Source organism: Marichromatium sp. AB32 (assembly GCF_003718675.1).
Taxonomy (GTDB): Bacteria; Pseudomonadota; Gammaproteobacteria; order Chromatiales; family Chromatiaceae; genus Marichromatium; species Marichromatium gracile.
The window spans coordinates 170,041-185,260 of the sequence record NZ_RHFJ01000001.1 but is presented as its reverse complement, the minus strand read 5'-3'; the positions used below and the strand labels follow the sequence as shown (position 1 = coordinate 185,260).

At 68.7% G+C, this 15,220-nt stretch carries 13 protein-coding genes; 10 read left to right on the top strand and 3 right to left on the bottom strand.

The window, feature by feature from the left end; genetic code table 11:
• Positions 1-389 precede the first annotated feature (389 nt).
• The gene (locus EBL85_RS00925) at positions 390-3,245 is read left to right on the top strand and encodes a PAS domain-containing hybrid sensor histidine kinase/response regulator (RefSeq protein WP_123140822.1); all 2,856 of its coding nucleotides are present in this window, start codon (positions 390-392) and stop codon (positions 3,243-3,245) included.
• Between the two features lie 30 nt (positions 3,246-3,275).
• Here EBL85_RS00925 and EBL85_RS00920 read toward each other — a convergent pair whose 3' ends face one another.
• The gene (locus EBL85_RS00920) at positions 3,276-5,432 is read right to left on the bottom strand and encodes a VTT domain-containing protein (protein WP_123141887.1); all 2,157 of its coding nucleotides are present in this window, start codon (positions 5,430-5,432) and stop codon (positions 3,276-3,278) included.
• A 7-nt stretch (positions 5,433-5,439) separates the two neighbouring features.
• Positions 5,440-6,189 (bottom strand): endonuclease/exonuclease/phosphatase family protein, encoded by a 750-nt coding sequence (locus tag EBL85_RS00915; RefSeq protein WP_123141886.1) that lies wholly within the window; start codon positions 6,187-6,189, stop codon positions 5,440-5,442.
• 124 nt (positions 6,190-6,313) lie between these two features.
• Between EBL85_RS00915 and EBL85_RS00910 the strand changes: the two genes are divergently transcribed.
• Positions 6,314-6,658 carry a hypothetical protein gene (locus EBL85_RS00910; RefSeq protein ID WP_123140819.1) on the top strand — a complete coding sequence of 115 codons (345 nt, stop codon included), beginning with the start codon at positions 6,314-6,316 and terminating at the stop codon, positions 6,656-6,658.
• Between the two features lie 15 nt (positions 6,659-6,673).
• On the opposite strand, the gene EBL85_RS00905 is transcribed toward EBL85_RS00910, so the two are convergent.
• The gene (locus tag EBL85_RS00905; protein ID WP_123140818.1) at positions 6,674-6,958 is read right to left on the bottom strand and encodes a late competence development ComFB family protein; all 285 of its coding nucleotides are present in this window, start codon (positions 6,956-6,958) and stop codon (positions 6,674-6,676) included.
• Between the two features lie 159 nt (positions 6,959-7,117).
• Here EBL85_RS00905 and EBL85_RS00900 point away from each other — a divergent pair, with 159 nt between their 5' ends.
• The 8 genes from EBL85_RS00900 (at position 7,118) to fliJ (ending at position 15,181) form a co-directional block, all read left to right on the top strand.
• Positions 7,118-7,654 carry a PilZ domain-containing protein gene (locus EBL85_RS00900; RefSeq protein WP_123140817.1) on the top strand — a complete coding sequence of 179 codons (537 nt, stop codon included), beginning with the start codon at positions 7,118-7,120 and terminating at the stop codon, positions 7,652-7,654.
• Positions 7,655-7,862: 208 nt separating this feature from the next.
• A complete protein-coding gene (locus EBL85_RS00895; protein WP_123140816.1) occupies positions 7,863-9,248 on the top strand; it encodes a sigma-54-dependent Fis family transcriptional regulator in 1,386 nt (461 codons plus the stop codon).
• 258 nt (positions 9,249-9,506) lie between these two features.
• Positions 9,507-9,842: a flagellar hook-basal body complex protein FliE gene (gene fliE, locus EBL85_RS00890; protein ID WP_025275171.1), complete on the top strand. Its 336-nt coding sequence runs from the start codon at positions 9,507-9,509 to the stop codon at positions 9,840-9,842.
• A gap of 37 nt (positions 9,843-9,879) precedes the next feature.
• Complete coding sequence (fliF, locus tag EBL85_RS00885; protein ID WP_123140815.1) at positions 9,880-11,535, top strand: flagellar basal-body MS-ring/collar protein FliF; 1,656 nt, start codon at positions 9,880-9,882, stop codon at positions 11,533-11,535.
• Positions 11,525-12,535 carry a flagellar motor switch protein FliG gene (gene fliG / locus EBL85_RS00880; protein WP_123141885.1) on the top strand — a complete coding sequence of 337 codons (1,011 nt, stop codon included), beginning with the start codon at positions 11,525-11,527 and terminating at the stop codon, positions 12,533-12,535. The genes fliF and fliG overlap by 11 nt, the downstream gene beginning before the upstream one ends.
• Positions 12,532-13,371 carry a FliH/SctL family protein gene (locus tag EBL85_RS00875; RefSeq protein ID WP_123140813.1) on the top strand — a complete coding sequence of 280 codons (840 nt, stop codon included), beginning with the start codon at positions 12,532-12,534 and terminating at the stop codon, positions 13,369-13,371. Before fliG ends, EBL85_RS00875 begins: the two co-directional genes overlap by 4 nt.
• Entirely contained in the window at positions 13,368-14,747 is a 1,380-nt protein-coding gene (gene fliI / locus EBL85_RS00870; protein WP_123140812.1) for a flagellar protein export ATPase FliI, read from the top strand. The genes EBL85_RS00875 and fliI overlap by 4 nt, the downstream gene beginning before the upstream one ends.
• Positions 14,744-15,181, top strand: coding sequence for a flagellar export protein FliJ (gene fliJ / locus EBL85_RS00865; RefSeq protein WP_123140811.1), 438 nt, complete (start codon positions 14,744-14,746; stop codon positions 15,179-15,181). Before fliI ends, fliJ begins: the two co-directional genes overlap by 4 nt.
• Positions 15,182-15,220: the final 39 nt, after the last annotated feature.

Here is a 15,220-nt window from a genome sequence, read left to right as displayed (position 1 = left end):
GATTGTAGACCTCCGGGCCGATTCCCCAGACCTGCTGTCGGGGATGTTCGGGCAGACGAATGGCGCCTCCCCAGGCTTGACAAGCACGGCGCTGGCCGCCAGAAACAGGTGAGCGACCCCGGCCCCTCGGGCCGGATGTAACGAAGGGGTCTGACTTTAAGGATGGCCAAGGCGCATGCTGCCGAGAGACCACGGCGGGTGCGCTGTCACGGAGGGCGCGTCACGCGTTGATCGGGGTGGGCGAGATCGCCAGCGTGTGACGTGGGGCAAGTCGTCGGAGACGAACATCACGTTGACGACCCGGGCGTGCGCGACACCTCCTGCCCGTCGTGACTGGCGGCAGGCGCGCGAGTCTTGCAACAACGGATCGAGCGATTTCCGACAAGTCCATGGCATGGCTTTTCCGACTTGGCGAGCGTGGGGCCGGTAAGGCCGCGAACGCCGAGGCCTTTTTCGAGAACCTGGTGCGCCAGCTCCCCGATCCCACCTGGGTCAAGGATCTGGATGGCCGCTATCTGTATTGCAATCCCGCCTTCGAGCAGCATTTCGGCATCGCCGCCGAGCAGGTGATCGGGTGCACCGAGGCCGACCTGTTTCCGCCGTCCTTTGCCGCCGCGCTCGGCGAGCAGGCCGCGGCGGTGCTCGGTGACGGGGGCGAGTCGCGCCGCGACCAGCGTCTCGAGCGTCCCGGTGGCGGTGAGTCGCGCTGGTTCGAGATCAGCTGTGCGCCGCTGTGCGATGAGCAGGGGCGGCGGTTCGCGCTGCTCGGCAGTGCGCGCGATGTCACCGAGCGTCGCCGCGCCGCCGAGGCGGCCTGGGATACCGAAACCCGGTTCCACGCCTTGTTCGAGCAGGTCGAGGCGATCTCGGTGCAGGGCTATGATCGCAACCGTCGGGTGATCTACTGGAACCCGGCAAGCGAGGTGCTCTACGGCTACCGCCCGGCCGAGGCGCTCGGCGTCAAGCTCGAGGACCTGATCATTCCCGACGCGCTGCGTCACTATGTGATCAGCGCGGTCGACTCCTGGGTCCACGGTGCCCCGGTCCCGCCGGCCGGGGAGATGACCCTGCGTCGCGCCGATGGCTCGCCGGCGCACGTCTTCTCCAGTCACGTGATGTTGCGCGGCCCGGACGGCGAGCCGCAGATGTATTGCGTCGACATCGACCTGAGCGAGCGCAAGGCCGCCGAGGAACATATCCGCAAGCTCTCCCTGGCGATCGAGCAGAGCCCGGAGAGCATCGCCATCACCGACCCCGATGGCACCATCGAGTATGTCAACGAGGCCTTCGTGCACAACAGCGGCTATGCCCGCGAGGCGCTGATCGGCGCCAACCCGCGCATCCTGCAGTCGGGGCGCACGCCGCGCTCGACCTATCGCGACCTCTGGGCGACGCTGGCCCGTGGCGAGGTGTGGCGCGGCGAGTTCGTCAACCGTCGTCAGGATGGCAGCGAATACATCGAGATGGCGGTGATCGCGCCGATCCGTCAACCCGACGGGCGCATCACCCACTATGTCGCGGTCAAGGAGGACGTCACCGAGAAGAAGCGCATCGCCGAGGAGCTCGAGCGCTATCGCGATCATCTCGAGGAGCTGGTCGCGGCGCGCACCCGTCAGCTCTCCGAGGCGCGTGAGCGCGCCGAGGAGGCCAGCCGGGCCAAGAGCGCCTTCCTCGCCAACATGAGTCACGAGATCCGCTCGCCGATGAACGCCATCCTCGGGCTGACCTATCTGCTCGGGCGCGAGATGGCAACGCCGCAGCAACGTGCCACCCTGGCCAAGATCAAGGGGGCGGCCAACCACCTGCTGTCGATCATCAACGACATCCTCGACGTCTCCAAGATCGAGGCGGGCAAGCTCACGCTGGAGACCCATGACTTCGCCATCGCCGAGCTGTTCAACCAGGTCGAGGCGTTGGTCCAGGCGCAGGCCGCGGCCAAGGGGCTGGCACTCGACTGCGAGGCCGAAGGGCTGCCGGCGGTGCTCCATGGCGACAGTACGCGACTGCGCCAGGCGTTGCTCAACTATCTGGGCAATGCGATCAAGTTCACCCACGAGGGCCGCATCCTGCTGCGTGCCGAGGTCCTCGAGACCCGTGGCAGACGCCTGTTGATCCGTTTTGCCGTCACCGATACCGGGATCGGCATCGAGCCCGCCGATCTCAAGCAGCTGTTCCAGCCCTTCACCCAGGTCGACAATTCCGCCACCCGTCGCTATTCGGGCAGTGGGCTGGGGTTGGCGATCACTCGCCGGCTGGCCTTGATGATGGGAGGCCAGACCGGGGTCGAGAGCGTTTCCGGCAAGGGCAGCACCTTCTGGTTCACCGCCTGGCTCGGTCAGGCCGAGAACCAGGATCCGATCGAACTCGGTGTGCCACGCGAGGAAGGGGATGCGGCGGCGCATCTGAGCGAACGCCATCGTGGTGCCCGGGTGCTGCTGGTGGAAGACAACCAGGTCAACCAGGAGGTCGCCGCCGAGATCCTCAAGGATGTCGGGCTGGAGGTCGACGTCGCCGACAATGGCCGCGAGGCGGTGACCATGGCGCGGCGGGTTCACTATGATTTGGTCCTGATGGATCTGCAGATGCCCGAGATGGACGGACTCGAGGCCACCCGGCGGTTGCGCCGGTTGCCCGGCTGGGAGGAGCGACCGATCATCGCGATGACCGCCAATGCCTATGATGACGACCGGCGCCGTTGCGAGGCGGCGGGGATGAACGGTCATGTCTCCAAGCCGGTCGACCCCCAGACCCTCTATGCCACCCTGCTCGACTGGCTCTCGCGCACCATGACCGAGACACCGAGTGCGCCCCCATCGGGCGCCGTCGCTGCGGGCGCTGTGGTGCTGGAGCAGGGGGACGAACAGGTCGCCACCGGCGACGTCCTGGAGCGGCTCGCCCAGCTCGGTCATGTCGATCTGAGCTTCGCCCTCAGGAGCCTGCATGGCAAGCGCGAGGTCTATACGCGACTGGTCGGCATGTACGCGGAGCATCATCGCGAGGATCTCGCCAAGCTACGCCGGGCGTTGCAGTCGGGCGATCGCGATCAGGCGCGGCGGCTCGCACATGCATTGAGCGGTGTCGCCGGGACCCTGGGGTTCGTCGAGCTACAGCGGTTGTGCCGCACCCTCGATGTCGCGCTGCGCGATGAGACCGAGATCGAGATACTCGAGGTGTCGCTGGCGCGCGCCGAGGTCCTCCAGGGACAGCTGCTGGCGGCGATCGCCACCGACCCCGGGCGCGGCTGAGCTCGGTCGGAACACTGTCGCGGCGAGCGCTCAGCGTTGCTCGACGAACACCGTCAGCAGACGTCGGGCGAGCAGGGTCAGCCCGACGATCAGCGCCAGTGCCAGGGTGAGCAGCAGGAACTGCTCGGGACCGGCGCGGCGCAGCAACGCCATCAACCCCTCGGCGAACACCGCCATCGTCGCCACCCCGGGCAGCATCCCGATCAGGGTGCCGATGGCGTAGTCACGCAGGCGGATGTGCGAGGCCCCGGCGAGCAGGTTGAGCAGGGTGAAGGGGGCGACCGGGACGATGCGCACGGCGATGATGGTGAGGATGCCGCGCCGTGCCAGGCGCTCGCTGAGGCGGTGGATGCGCCCGCCGGCGAGCCGGTTGACGGCGGGTCGACCGAGATAGGCACCGAGCCCGTAGGCCGCCAGCGCCGCGAGCAGCGAGCCGAGCAGGGCATAGCTGGCCCCGGCCAGGGGGCCGTAGACCAGCGCGGTGACCAGGATCAGCAGGGTTACCGGGATCGCCAGCAGACTGCCGACGACGAAACCCGCGAGCAACAGCGCCGGCCCCCAGGGGGCGTGGAGCTGATCGGTCAGTTGCTCGGCGAGCTGCTGCGGATCGAGTGATTCGCCCAGGCCGCTCCAGCGCCAGAGGATCGCCAGCGCGGCGAGCAGCACGACCAGCGCGATCCCGAATCTGAGTCGGCGCCGCGCGTGCGGCAGATGACGACGCCCGACCACGGCGTCGCCGACATCGAGGACGTTGAGCGGGCGCTTGGGGTCGATCAGCCGCTCGTCGGGGAGCTGGCGTTCCCACTCCGGGTCGACGGCGCCCTCCAGCGGGGTCAGGGTCTTGCGCCCCGGAGGGGCATCGGCGCGGATCGCTTCGATTGCCCCGATCAGTCCGCCGGCCTCCCGTTCGGCGCTTGCCAGGTGTTGCGGCTCGCAGTCGAGCAGGTTGCCGATGAGTTCGCGGCGCAGCGCGGCGATGCGTGCCCGTCCCTCCTCGTCGGTGACCTCGAGACAGAGGTCGCATTCAGTATCCAACCCCATCGATCGATTGCTGAGATTGGCCGATCCGACCCGCAACCAGCGGTCGTCGACGATCGCCAGCTTGGCGTGGACCATCAGGCAGCCGCTCTCGAGGCCGGGGACCTCGGGGTGGTAGACGCGCAGTCGAGCGTGCCGATCGGCCTCGCGCAGGCGCTCGAGCTGGCGGGCGCGAAGTATGTCCATGGTGTGCTGTTCGAGCCAGGCGCCGGTCTCGCGCGGCAGCACGATCACCACCTCCGGGCCGTGCGCCTCGCCGAGGCGTTCGCACAGCGCGCTGCACAGGGTGGTCGAGGTCAGGTACTGGTTCTCGAGATAGATCAGCCGCTCGGCACGTGCGAACAACGCCAGATAGAGCTGCTCGACCTCGCGCACCTCCCGCTCCGGTGCCTGGTCGTCGCGCGCCGGTTGCTGCGGCTGGGTGCGGGCGATGGCGCAGGGTTGGTCGCGCAGCAGCGCAGCGACCCCTTCGGGCCAGGGATCGTGTACCGGTGGTGGGCTCGGCGCGGGCGTCTCCTCGCCGCAGCGCGCCCAGCGCGCGCGCGCCAGCTCGGCGAGTGCGCCGGCGCTCTCGCCGTCGACCATCAATTGCAGGTCGTGGAAGGGCGGGTAGGGCTTGCCGTCGGGATCGCGTCGGCGGGCATCCTCGGCCTGGTGCGCGCTGCTGTCCCAGCGCCACTTGCCGAGGTCGAAGCCGCCGCAGAAGGCCAGTGCGTCGTCGATGACCACCAGCTTCTGGTGGTGACTGGCCGCCAGCGGATGATTGTCATCGAGGGCGAAGTGCAGGCGAGGGTGCTGGCGCCAGGGGTGGATGCCGAAGAGCAGCGGTTCACGCTCGAGCGCGTAGATCGGCGCATAGTCCCAAAGCAGGATCCAGGCCTCGAGCCCGGGGGTGCGTTCGAGCAGGGCATGGAGCAGCTCGCCGAGTCGGGTCGGCAGCCCGTCGCCGGGGTCCTCGCGCACCAGCTCGAGCTGACTGTGCAGGTCCCAGCCGAGGATCAGGATGCGATGCCGGGCATTGATCAGTGCCCGACGCAGGGTGGCGAAGTAGCGTTCGCCATCGATCAGTGGAGCCAGACGGCGGGTGCCGGTGATCTGCCAGCAGGTCTCGCCGGGTACCAGCAATGGGTTGGGCGTGTGACGTTCCATCGGGGGGTCATCCTGTTCGGGTGGCGCGCGGCAGCGCCAGTTCTGCGTAGAGCGGCAGGTGGTCGGAGGCGATGCGGGCCCGTGGGTCGCGGCTGCGTTCGAGTCGCTGCAACAGTCCCGCCGGTCGGGTCCAGACGCGATCGAGCGCGAGCAGTGGCCAGGCGGCGGGGAAGCTGGCGAGCCTCGGGGTGGGCCCGAGCAGCCGGGAGAGCTGGCGTTCGGTGCGCGCCAGCGGCCACCAGGTGTTGAAGTCGCCCAGTACCACCAGGGGGGCGGGTGAGTCGCTGATCCAGGGGCGCAGGCGTTCGACCTGGCGGCGTCGCTCCCGGGTCCTCAGCCCGAGATGGGTGGCGAGACAGCGCAGCGGGGTGCCGTGCACGGTGCGCAGGTCGGCGACGATGGCTCCGCGCGGCTCGCGCCGGCGTTCGCTGAGGTCGAGACGGGTGAGTGCGATGACCGGCAGCCGGGTGAGCAGGGCGTTGCCGTAGTGGCGATCGTGGGTGAGGATGGTCGGACCGGGAATGGCGTGATAGTCGCCGAGTTGCGCCAGCTCGTGCATCTGTGCCGAGGGCGCGTGTGCTGTCGGGGTCGAGTCGACCTCCTGGAGCGCGATCAGGTCGGCATCGAGCGCGCGCAGCACCGTGGCAATGCGTCCGAGGTCGCGGCGACCGTCGCGGCCGATCCCGCCGTGGATATTGTAGGTGACCACGCGCAGCCGTTGGCGCGGGTCCTGGTCGGCCATCATGTTCCATGACATGGCTGCCGCGTGGCGTGATTCAACCGCGGCCACGTCGTCCCCGGGCCGGTTCCCCTATACTGTGGGCAGACGAAAAGGATGTCGCAAGGCGTGTTGGTTCAGCGTCAGCGCAGGAGTGAGCACCATGATCGATGTCCCGGTTTCGGTTCCCTTCGTCCCCACCGGTGCGCGTCCGAGCATGTCGGAGCGGCTTGGGCTCGGGCGGGTGGCCACGCGCCCCGAGTCGACACGTCCGGTCAACGATCCCGAGGCGGTCGGCCCGCGCCGCCCGAGCGACGAACAGGCGCGCGACGGCGCAGTGCTGGGTGGCGAGATCGGCGCCCGCGTCCGTCTCGCACTCGAGGCCGGCGAGCACACCGCCGAACCCGCCTCCACGACCTCGCAGACGAGCGGGGAGGCGCGCTTGAGCGCGGCGCTGGATCCCGGGCCGGCGGCGCCGACGCGCGGGTCGTTCGACGCCGAGGCCTGAGCCTCGCTGTCGGGGTCAGTCTTCCTCGTGGGGCCGCGGTGTGCGGCGGCGGCGGGTGGTCTCGAAGGCGAAGGCCACGGCGTCGGCGACCTCCTCGGCCATGCGCGAGCGTTCCTCGTCGCTCTGGTGCGAGGCGAAGTCGATGCTGTGGCGTACGTAGCGCGGCGGCAGATAATTGAGCGCGACACAGGCGAGATCGTCAAAGTAGTCTGCGTCGAAGGCTTCGCCGCGCTCGGCGAGCAGCTCGCTGATACGCGCGGCGACCAGGCGTTCATAGTGATTCTCGATGCTGGAGAGCATGACGGTCGACTCCGGTTCTGCCTATCGGGATGGCGCCGGCCCCGGGGTGGGCACGATGCGCCATGGGTCGGCGCTATCTTAGCCGAAGCCTCGCGATCTCGACCATGACGCAGGGCGTGTCGTCCAGCAAGTCCCGAGTTCGATCCCAAAGGAGCGAAGATGCACGATCGACACGGCTCGACCGATGCCGCCATTCCCGCCGCATGGCGGGGCGTGCTGGGCGACGGCCTGGCCATCACCCTGGTGCTGGCGCTGGCGCCGAGCCGTCGCCCCCCGACCCCGGCGGAGTCGGGGGTTCGGCTGCTCGATGCCATCGCGATGCTCGAAGACGGTGGCCGTGGCGGGCGCGACGAGACGCCCTCGCTGGAGCTGCAGCGACTCGAGGCGAAGGTCGACCTGCTGATGCAGCTGCTCTCGACCTGGATGCAGGCGCAACTCCCGGCGCCGGTGAGCGCGACCCTGAGTGCCGAGGGGGTGGTGTTGCCCGCCGCGCTGCTCGATACTGCCGATGATCGGCTCGAGCTCTACCCCTCGACAGCCTTCGCCCAGCCGCTGGTGCTCGGGCTCGAGACGGTCTGCGAACTCGATGGTGCGATGGGCGCGCGCTGGCGGTTCAGTGATGACGGGCTGCGCGAGGCGCTGGGGCGTTGGGTGTTTCGGATGCACCGGCGCGCAGTGGCGCGGGCGCGGCGATAGCGCGCCTTCGGTCGCACCATGGGGTCTGCGTGCTTGACAGTGGCCGACGCGGACGTTAGAAACTCGTCGCTCCATCAAGAATCGCGATGCGCCCTCTCCGGAGCAAACAGCAAGCCGGTTCGGCGGCCGTCTGCTCGCCTTCCGCGTGTCGCGGGCGCGAGTGTCACGAGCGCGGGGCTGCGTTCACCGCGGAAGGATTGCGTTTACGATGCCGAGCGAGGGCAACCCATTTGAGCAACGCGTGCGGATCGGTGTGTTCGGTGATCAGCCGGCGCGCGACAGGACCGGACACATCCTGGAGTTCCTCGGCTGCGAGGTGCAGCCACTCGAGGCCCTCGACGAACTCGACACGATGTCACTCGCAGCACTCTGGCTGTGCGCGCCGGGGGCGCGTCTGGCCGAGCAGCTCGAGCGTGTCCGTCCACCCTCCCTGCCACTGATCTGTCAGCCGCTCGACGGTGCCCGCGAGGCGCTGCCCGGGCATGTCTGTGTGGTCGACGAGCCGCCTGTTGTCGGGCGGGTGCTGGCGGTGTTGCAGTGGTTACGGGCGGACGCGACCGATGCCGTCGAGACGTCCGGGATCGAGGGCCTGGTCGGCGCCCATCCGATCATGCGTGGGGTCAAGCGCGCCATCACCCAGGTCGCCAACAGCGATGCCACGGTGCTCATCCTCGGCGAGACCGGCTCCGGCAAGGAGGTGGTGGCGCGCGCGATCCATGCCGCCTCGTCGCGGTGCGACAAGCCCTTCGTCGCCGTCAACTGTGGCGCCATCCCGCCCGACCTGCTCGAGAGCGAGCTGTTCGGTCACGAGAAGGGGGCCTTCACCGGGGCCTTCACCGCTCGCACCGGGCGCTTCGAGCTCGCCGCCGATGGCGTGCTGTTTCTCGACGAGATCGGCGACATGCCGCTGCCGATGCAGGTCAAGTTGTTGCGCGTGCTCGAGGAGCGAACCTTCGAGCGGGTCGGCTCCAACAAGCCGATCCAGGCCCAGGCGCGGATCATCTCCGCCACCCATCGAGACCTCCAGGAGGCGGTTGATGCCGGCGCCTTTCGCCAGGATCTGTTCTTTCGTCTCAACGTCTTTCCCATCGAGTTGCCGGCGCTGCGCGAACGGCGCAGCGACATCCCGCTGCTGATCGGCGCGCTCGAGGAGCGCTTGCGCGCGCAGTCGGTGGAGACCGCGCGGCTGACCCCGGCGGTCATCGCCTATCTCGCGCAGCTGCCCTGGCCGGGCAATGTGCGCGAACTCTCCAATCTGCTCGAGCAGTTGGCGATCCTCTATCCGGGGGAGCCGGTGGACCTGGCGCAGCTGCCGCCGCGCTTTCGCCCCGAGGCGGCCGCCGAGGTGCTTGAGGGGTTGCCCCCGGCCCCGGTCGCCGCCCCGGCGCTCCCCGGAGGGTGCGAGGAAGGCGCCCTGCCGCCTGAGGGGGTGGAGTTGCGCGGCTATCTCAACGAGCTCGAGCGCCGCATGATCGTCACCGCCCTGGAACAGAACGATCAGGTGGTGGCGCGTGCCGCGCGACGTCTGGGCATGCGTCGCACCACCCTGGTCGAGCGCATGCGCAAGTTCGGCCTGGGGCGCGGCGGCGACTAGCAAAGCCCCCCCGGCCGAGCGGGAGACCGAGATTGCCCGTCAAGAATTCGACGTCCTGTCGGTGATGATGCTGCTCGTCATCTGCGCCCGGGGTTGCGCAATCCTGCCGCAGCCCTTGTCCGTCAGGCCCTGCCGCCATGCCTGAGGTTTTTGGCACTTAATTTGCAATATCCCATATCGTGTCCAAGGGTCGGGTACGCCGCTGCACCTGCGTATCCAACCGGATTACGTGGATTGAAGAGATGGGAGATTGTGAACGTGAGTGACATGCAGATCCAGAACGTCTTGCAGCAGATGCGCGCGCTCTCGCAGTCGGGACGGGTCGAGGGGAGCATGCCTGCGACGCAGCAGCCGACGGCGCCGAGCGAGGGCGGTGAATTCGCCACCGCGCTGCGCGATTCGTTGCGCTCGGTCAATGCGTTGCAGCAGGAGGCCAAGCAGGTGCAGACCAGTTTCGAGCTCGGTGAGGCCAATACCAGTCTGCCGCAGGTGATGGTGGCGATGAACAAGTCGAGTCTCGCCTTCGAGGCGACCAATCAGGTGCGCAACCGGCTGTTGTCGGCGTACCAGGAAGTCATGAGCATGCAGGTCTGAGCGCTGACGGCGCGCAGATCCACGGAGAGATTCATCCATGGCGTCTTCGCTGACAGCCGCCTTTTCTACTGGAATCAAGACCTTCAACGAACTGCCGGTGGGTCGGCAGATCGCGTTGCTGGGGATGATCGCCGGTGGTCTGGTGGTGGCTGGCGCCATCCTCTACTGGGCGATGCGCCCGACCTATGCGCCGCTGTTCTCGCGGATGGAGAATGCCGAGGCCGCCGAGGTGGTTCAGGCGCTCGATCAGCTCGGCGTGGCCTACCGCATCGATGAACTCTCCGGACGGATCGAGATCCCCCAGGCCCAGATCGCCCAGACCCGATTATTGCTCGCCGGTCAGGGGCTGCCACGCGCCTCGGACTTCGGCTTCGAGCTGCTGCAGGAGGACATGGGATTCGGCGCCAGTCGCTTGATGGAAGGAGCGCGCCATCAGCGTGCGCTCGAAGGCGAGCTGGCGCGCTCGATCGCGGCGCTCGATCCGGTGGAGAGTGCGCGGGTTCATCTCGCGCTGCCCGAGCGCTCGGTGTTCGTGCGCGAGCGCAAGCCGGCGAGCGCTTCGGTGGTGGTCCATCTGCGCGGCACCCGGGCCTTGAACGACACCCAGGTCGCAGCCATCGTTCATCTGGTGTCCTCGAGCATCCCGGCGCTCGATCCCGAGCAGGTCACCGTGGTTGACCAGCACGGTCGGCTGCTCACCAGCAACGACGACGAGATGGGGTTGTCGACCTCGGCCGACCAGCTCGACTACATCCGCCGTCTCGAGAGCAGCTATGTCGATCGGGTGATGACCCTGCTGGTGCCGATCATCGGGCGCGACGGGGTGCGGGTGCAGGTGGCCGCGGACATCGATTTCTCCCGCGTCGAGCGCACCCAGGAGTCGTTCGATCCCGAGCGCACCGCGGTGCGCTCCGAGCAGCTCAGCGAGCAGGAGCGCGTCGGCAGCGACCCGGCGATCGGCGGCATCCCCGGCGCCTTGACCAACCAGCCGCCGGCCGGTGGCGCCGTCGGCGCGGCGCCGGTGGCCGACCCGATGATGCCGAGCAGTCGCAGCATGCAGAAGACGCGCAACTACGAGATCGATCGCGCGATCTCGCACGTGCGCGAGATGCCGGGCAATATCCGCCGGCTGTCGACGGCGGTGGTGGTCGACTATCGCGAGGAGCTCAACGAGGAAGGCGAGGTGGTGCGGGTGCCGCGCACGGAGGAGGAGCTGGCGAGCATTCGCGCGCTGGTGCGTGAGGCGGTGGGGTTCGACGATGCGCGCAATGATTCGCTCAACGTGATCACCGCCTCGTTCACGCCCGCCGACACCACCGACGCCGAGCCGGTCTGGACCCAGCCGTGGTTCCTCGAGCTGGCCAAGATCGGCGCCGGGCTGATCCTCGCGCTGATGGTACTCTTGACCATCGTGCGTCCGGCGGTACGTCAGCTCGCGCCGCCGTCCGCCGACGAGGCTGCCGCCGCGCTCGAGGACCAGTCGGGCGAGGGCGGTGGGGCCGGCGGCGAGGGCGAGCTCGGCGAGGATACCGTGGCGATCACCCAGCAGAGCGCGGCGATCGCCGCGCTCACCGGGCCGAAGGACGGGGATCAGCAGCAGGTCGATCTCGAGGCGGTGCGCGAGCTGGTCAAAGAGGATCCGAAACGCGTGGCACAGGTGATGAAGAGCTGGCTGAACGAAGATGGCAACTGATCCGTCCAAGCGCCCCGGCCCCGAGCAGGTGGCAATCTTCCTGATGAGCATCGGTGAGGGGCCAGCCGCCGAGGTGCTCAAGCACATGGGACCGAAGGAGGTGCAGAAGATCGGCACCGCCATGGCCTCGCTCGAGCGGGTCTCGCGCACCGATATCGACTATGTGCTGAAACGTTTCTCGGAGACGGCCATGGAGCACACCTCGCTCGGGATCGGCGCCGAGGACTATGTGCGCTCGGTGCTCAACTCCGCGCTCGGCGAGGACAAGGCCTCGGGGCTGATCGACCGCATCCTGCTCGGTCGCAACTCCAAGGGGCTCGAGGCGCTCAAGTGGCTCGATCCGCGCGCCATCGCCGAGATGATCCGTCACGAACACCCGCAGATCGTCGCCATCGTGCTCTCGCACCTCGACGCCGACCAGGCCGCCGAGACCCTCTCCTATCTCCCCGACCGGATGCAGTCGGATATCGTGCTGCGCATCGCCACCCTCGACGGCGTCCAGCCCGCAGCGCTCCACGAGCTCGACGAGATCCTCGAGCGCCAGCTCTCGGGCAAGAACACCGCCAAGTCCTCGATGGTCGGCGGGGTCAAGACCGCCGCCGACATCCTCAACTTCATGGACGCCTCGCAGAGCACCAACGTGATGTCCGGGGTCACCCAGGTCGACGAGGATCTCGGCGAACGCATCCAGGAGCTGATGTTCGTCTTCGAGAGCCTGGTCGACGTCGACGATCGCGGTATCCAGACCCTGCTGCGCGAGATCTCCACCGACTCGCTGGTGCTTGCGCTCAAGGGCGCCGATGACGCGCTCAAGGACAAGATCTTCAAGAACATGTCCAAGCGCGCCGCCGAGATGCTGCGCGAGGACCTCGAGGCCAAGGGGCCGGTGCGGTTGAGCGACGTCGAGGGGGCGCAGAAGGAGATCCTTGCCGTGGCGCGTCGACTCTCCGAGAGCGGTGACATCGTTCTCGGCGGGGCCGGCGGGGAGCAGATGGTGTGAGCGGCTCCGGATCTTCGGTGCTCTATGCCGACCTGCTCGACGGGCCGGTGCAACGCTGGCAGCCGCCGGATGTCGGCGCGCCGCCGCCCGCGCCCGAACCCGAGCCCGAACCCGAGGTCGAGCCCGAACCCGAGCGTTATCTGCCGACCGCCGCCGAGATCGAGGCGATCGAGCAGGCCGCGCGTGATGCCGGTTACGAGGCCGGTTTCGAATCCGGCTACAAGGAGGGGCGCGAACTCGGCCAGGGTGAGGCGGAGAAGGAGGGCCGGGCGCGCTACGACAAGAAGGTACGCGAGACGGTCGAAGCCCTCGAGGGCGTGGCCCGCGATCTCGCCGATCCCCTGGCTGCCGCCGCCGATGCGCTCGAGCCCGAGCTGCTGGCACTGGTGGTGGCGATGGCGCGACGGGTGGTGATGGCCGAGCTCGAGCAGCACCCGGAACACGTCGCCCGGGTGCTCGGCAGTGCGCTCGGGCAGCTGCCCTCGCGCAATCGCGAGATCCGCGTGCGCATCAACCCCGAGGACGCGGAGATCCTCGAGGCCTATGCCCGTGACCGTGACGAGCGCATCAGCTGGCGCCCGGACCCGGGTGTCGCCCGTGGCGGCTGCACCATCGAGAGTGGCCCGAGTCGGATCGACGCCACCCTCGAGGAGCGGTTGCGTCAGAGTGTCGAGGCGCTCTGGGGGGAGGTCGAACCGGCGCCTGACGAGCCAGTGGTCGACGGCGCCGAGTCCTTGTCGCCGGCGGCTTCGGTGGATGCTGCCGTTACCGACGTTGACGCCGCGCCGGAGACGGGAGACGTCGCACTGGCCGATGAAGAGGTCGAGCAGCGATGAGCGAGCTGATCGATGGATTGCGCGAGCAGGGCACCCGCGATCTGGTCAGCGGGTTGCGCGAGCGCCTGGCACAATCGGGGCGGCGCATCGACAAGGTGGCGCCGCCCCAGCCCGAGGGGCAGCTCTCGCGGATGGTCGGACTGACCCTCGAGGCCGAGGGGATCCGGCTACCGGTCGGCGGGCGCGCGGCCATCCATACCGCCAGCGGTGGTCGGGTCTCGGCCGAGGTGGTCGGCTTCCAGGGCGAGCGCACCTTCCTGATGCCCGAGGGGCGGATCGAGGGACTGGTGCCGGGGGCGCGGATCGAGCCGCTCGACCAGCAGCGGCGCATCGCCGTCGGGCCGCAGTTGTTGGGGCGGGTGATCGACGCCAACGGCGAGCCACTCGACGGCGCCGGGCCGCTGCGCGCGCAGCAAGAGATGCCGATCGACGGGCGCCCGATCAATCCGCTCACCCGCGACCCGATCCGCACCCAGCTCGATGTCGGCGTGCGCACCCTCAATGGACTGCTCACCGTCGGTCGCGGTCAGCGCCTCGGGCTGTTCGCCGGCAGTGGCGTGGGCAAGAGCGTGCTCTTGGGGATGATGACCCGGTTCACCGCCGCCGACGTCATCGTCGTCGGGCTGATCGGCGAGCGCGGTCGCGAGGTCAACGAGTTCATCCACGACATCCTCGACGACGAGTCGCGCCGGCGCACCGTGGTGGTGGCGGTGCCGGCCGACCAGTCGCCGCTGCTGCGTCAGCACGGCGCGCTGGTGGCGACCACGGTGGCCGAGTACTTCCGCGACCAGGGGCTCGACGTGCTGTTGCTGATGGACTCGCTGACGCGTTTTGCCCAGGGCGCGCGCGAGATCTCCATGGCCATCGGCGAGCCGCCGGCGACCAAGGGCTACTCGGCCTCGGTGTTCGCGCGCCTGCCCGCGCTGGTCGAGCGCGCCGGCAACGGTGACAAGGGCGGCGGCTCGATCACCGCCTTCTACACCGTGCTCGCCGAGGGCGACGACCAGAACGACCCGATCGTCGACGCCGCGCGCGGCATCCTCGACGGGCACGTGGTGCTCTCGCGCGAGATCGCCCAGAGCGGGCGCTATCCGGCGATCGACGTCGGCGCCTCGGTCTCGCGGGTGATGAGCGCGCTGATCAGCCCCGAACACGAACAGGCGGCGCGGCGCTTTCGCGGCATGATGGCCACCTATGCCGCCAACCGCGACCTGATCGCCGTCGGCGCCTATCGCAAGGGCACCGATCCCCAGCTCGACGAGGCGGTGGCGATGTACCCGCGTCTCGAGGCCTATCTCGCCCAGCAGCGCAGCGAGTGCGTGACCTTCGAGGAGGCCCGCGACAGCCTGATCGCGCTGATGCGGGGTGGGCCGTGAGCGCCGGCATCCGTCGTTTCAAGCGCCTGCTGCGCATCCGCGAGGCGCAGGAGAACGAGGCCGCGGTGGGGCTCGCCGCGCGGCTCGACACCCTCAACCAGGTCGAGGCCCAGCGCGAGCAGCTCGAGCGCTATCTCAACGACTATCTGAACGCCCTGGTGCCGGAGGATGTCAACATGCTCAAGCAGTTGGCGCGGATGCGCGATCAGCTGCGCGAGGCCCTCGATCAGCAGGAGCTGCGTGTCGATGCCGCTCAGGCACAGGTCGATCAGGCCCGTGCGTTCTGGCTCGAGCGCCATCAGGCGAGCCTGTCGCTGGACAAGCTGATCGAGCGACGTCGTGAACAGGAGGCGCTCCAGGAAGGGCGTCGCCAGCAGCGCGAACAGGACATGTGGGCGACCCGGCGCGCCTTCGATCAGCGTCACCAGGAATGAGGCCCGCTGATGCGACAGGCGCCTAACCGGGGCGGTGCA

Coding starts and splice junctions, on each gene's coding strand:
- EBL85_RS00925 (WP_123140822.1), top strand. CDS start 390: ATGGCATGGCTTTTCCGACTTGGCGAGCGTGGGGCCGGTAAGGCCGCG.
- EBL85_RS00920 (WP_123141887.1), bottom strand. CDS start 5,432: ATGGAACGTCACACGCCCAACCCATTGCTGGTACCCGGCGAGACCTGC.
- EBL85_RS00915 (WP_123141886.1), bottom strand. CDS start 6,189: ATGTCATGGAACATGATGGCCGACCAGGACCCGCGCCAACGGCTGCGC.
- EBL85_RS00910 (WP_123140819.1), top strand. CDS start 6,314: ATGATCGATGTCCCGGTTTCGGTTCCCTTCGTCCCCACCGGTGCGCGT.
- EBL85_RS00905 (WP_123140818.1), bottom strand. CDS start 6,958: ATGCTCTCCAGCATCGAGAATCACTATGAACGCCTGGTCGCCGCGCGT.
- EBL85_RS00900 (WP_123140817.1), top strand. CDS start 7,118: ATGCACGATCGACACGGCTCGACCGATGCCGCCATTCCCGCCGCATGG.
- EBL85_RS00895 (WP_123140816.1), top strand. CDS start 7,863: ATGCCGAGCGAGGGCAACCCATTTGAGCAACGCGTGCGGATCGGTGTG.
- fliF (WP_123140815.1), top strand. CDS start 9,880: ATGGCGTCTTCGCTGACAGCCGCCTTTTCTACTGGAATCAAGACCTTC.
- fliG (WP_123141885.1), top strand. CDS start 11,525: ATGGCAACTGATCCGTCCAAGCGCCCCGGCCCCGAGCAGGTGGCAATC.
- fliI (WP_123140812.1), top strand. CDS start 13,368: ATGAGCGAGCTGATCGATGGATTGCGCGAGCAGGGCACCCGCGATCTG.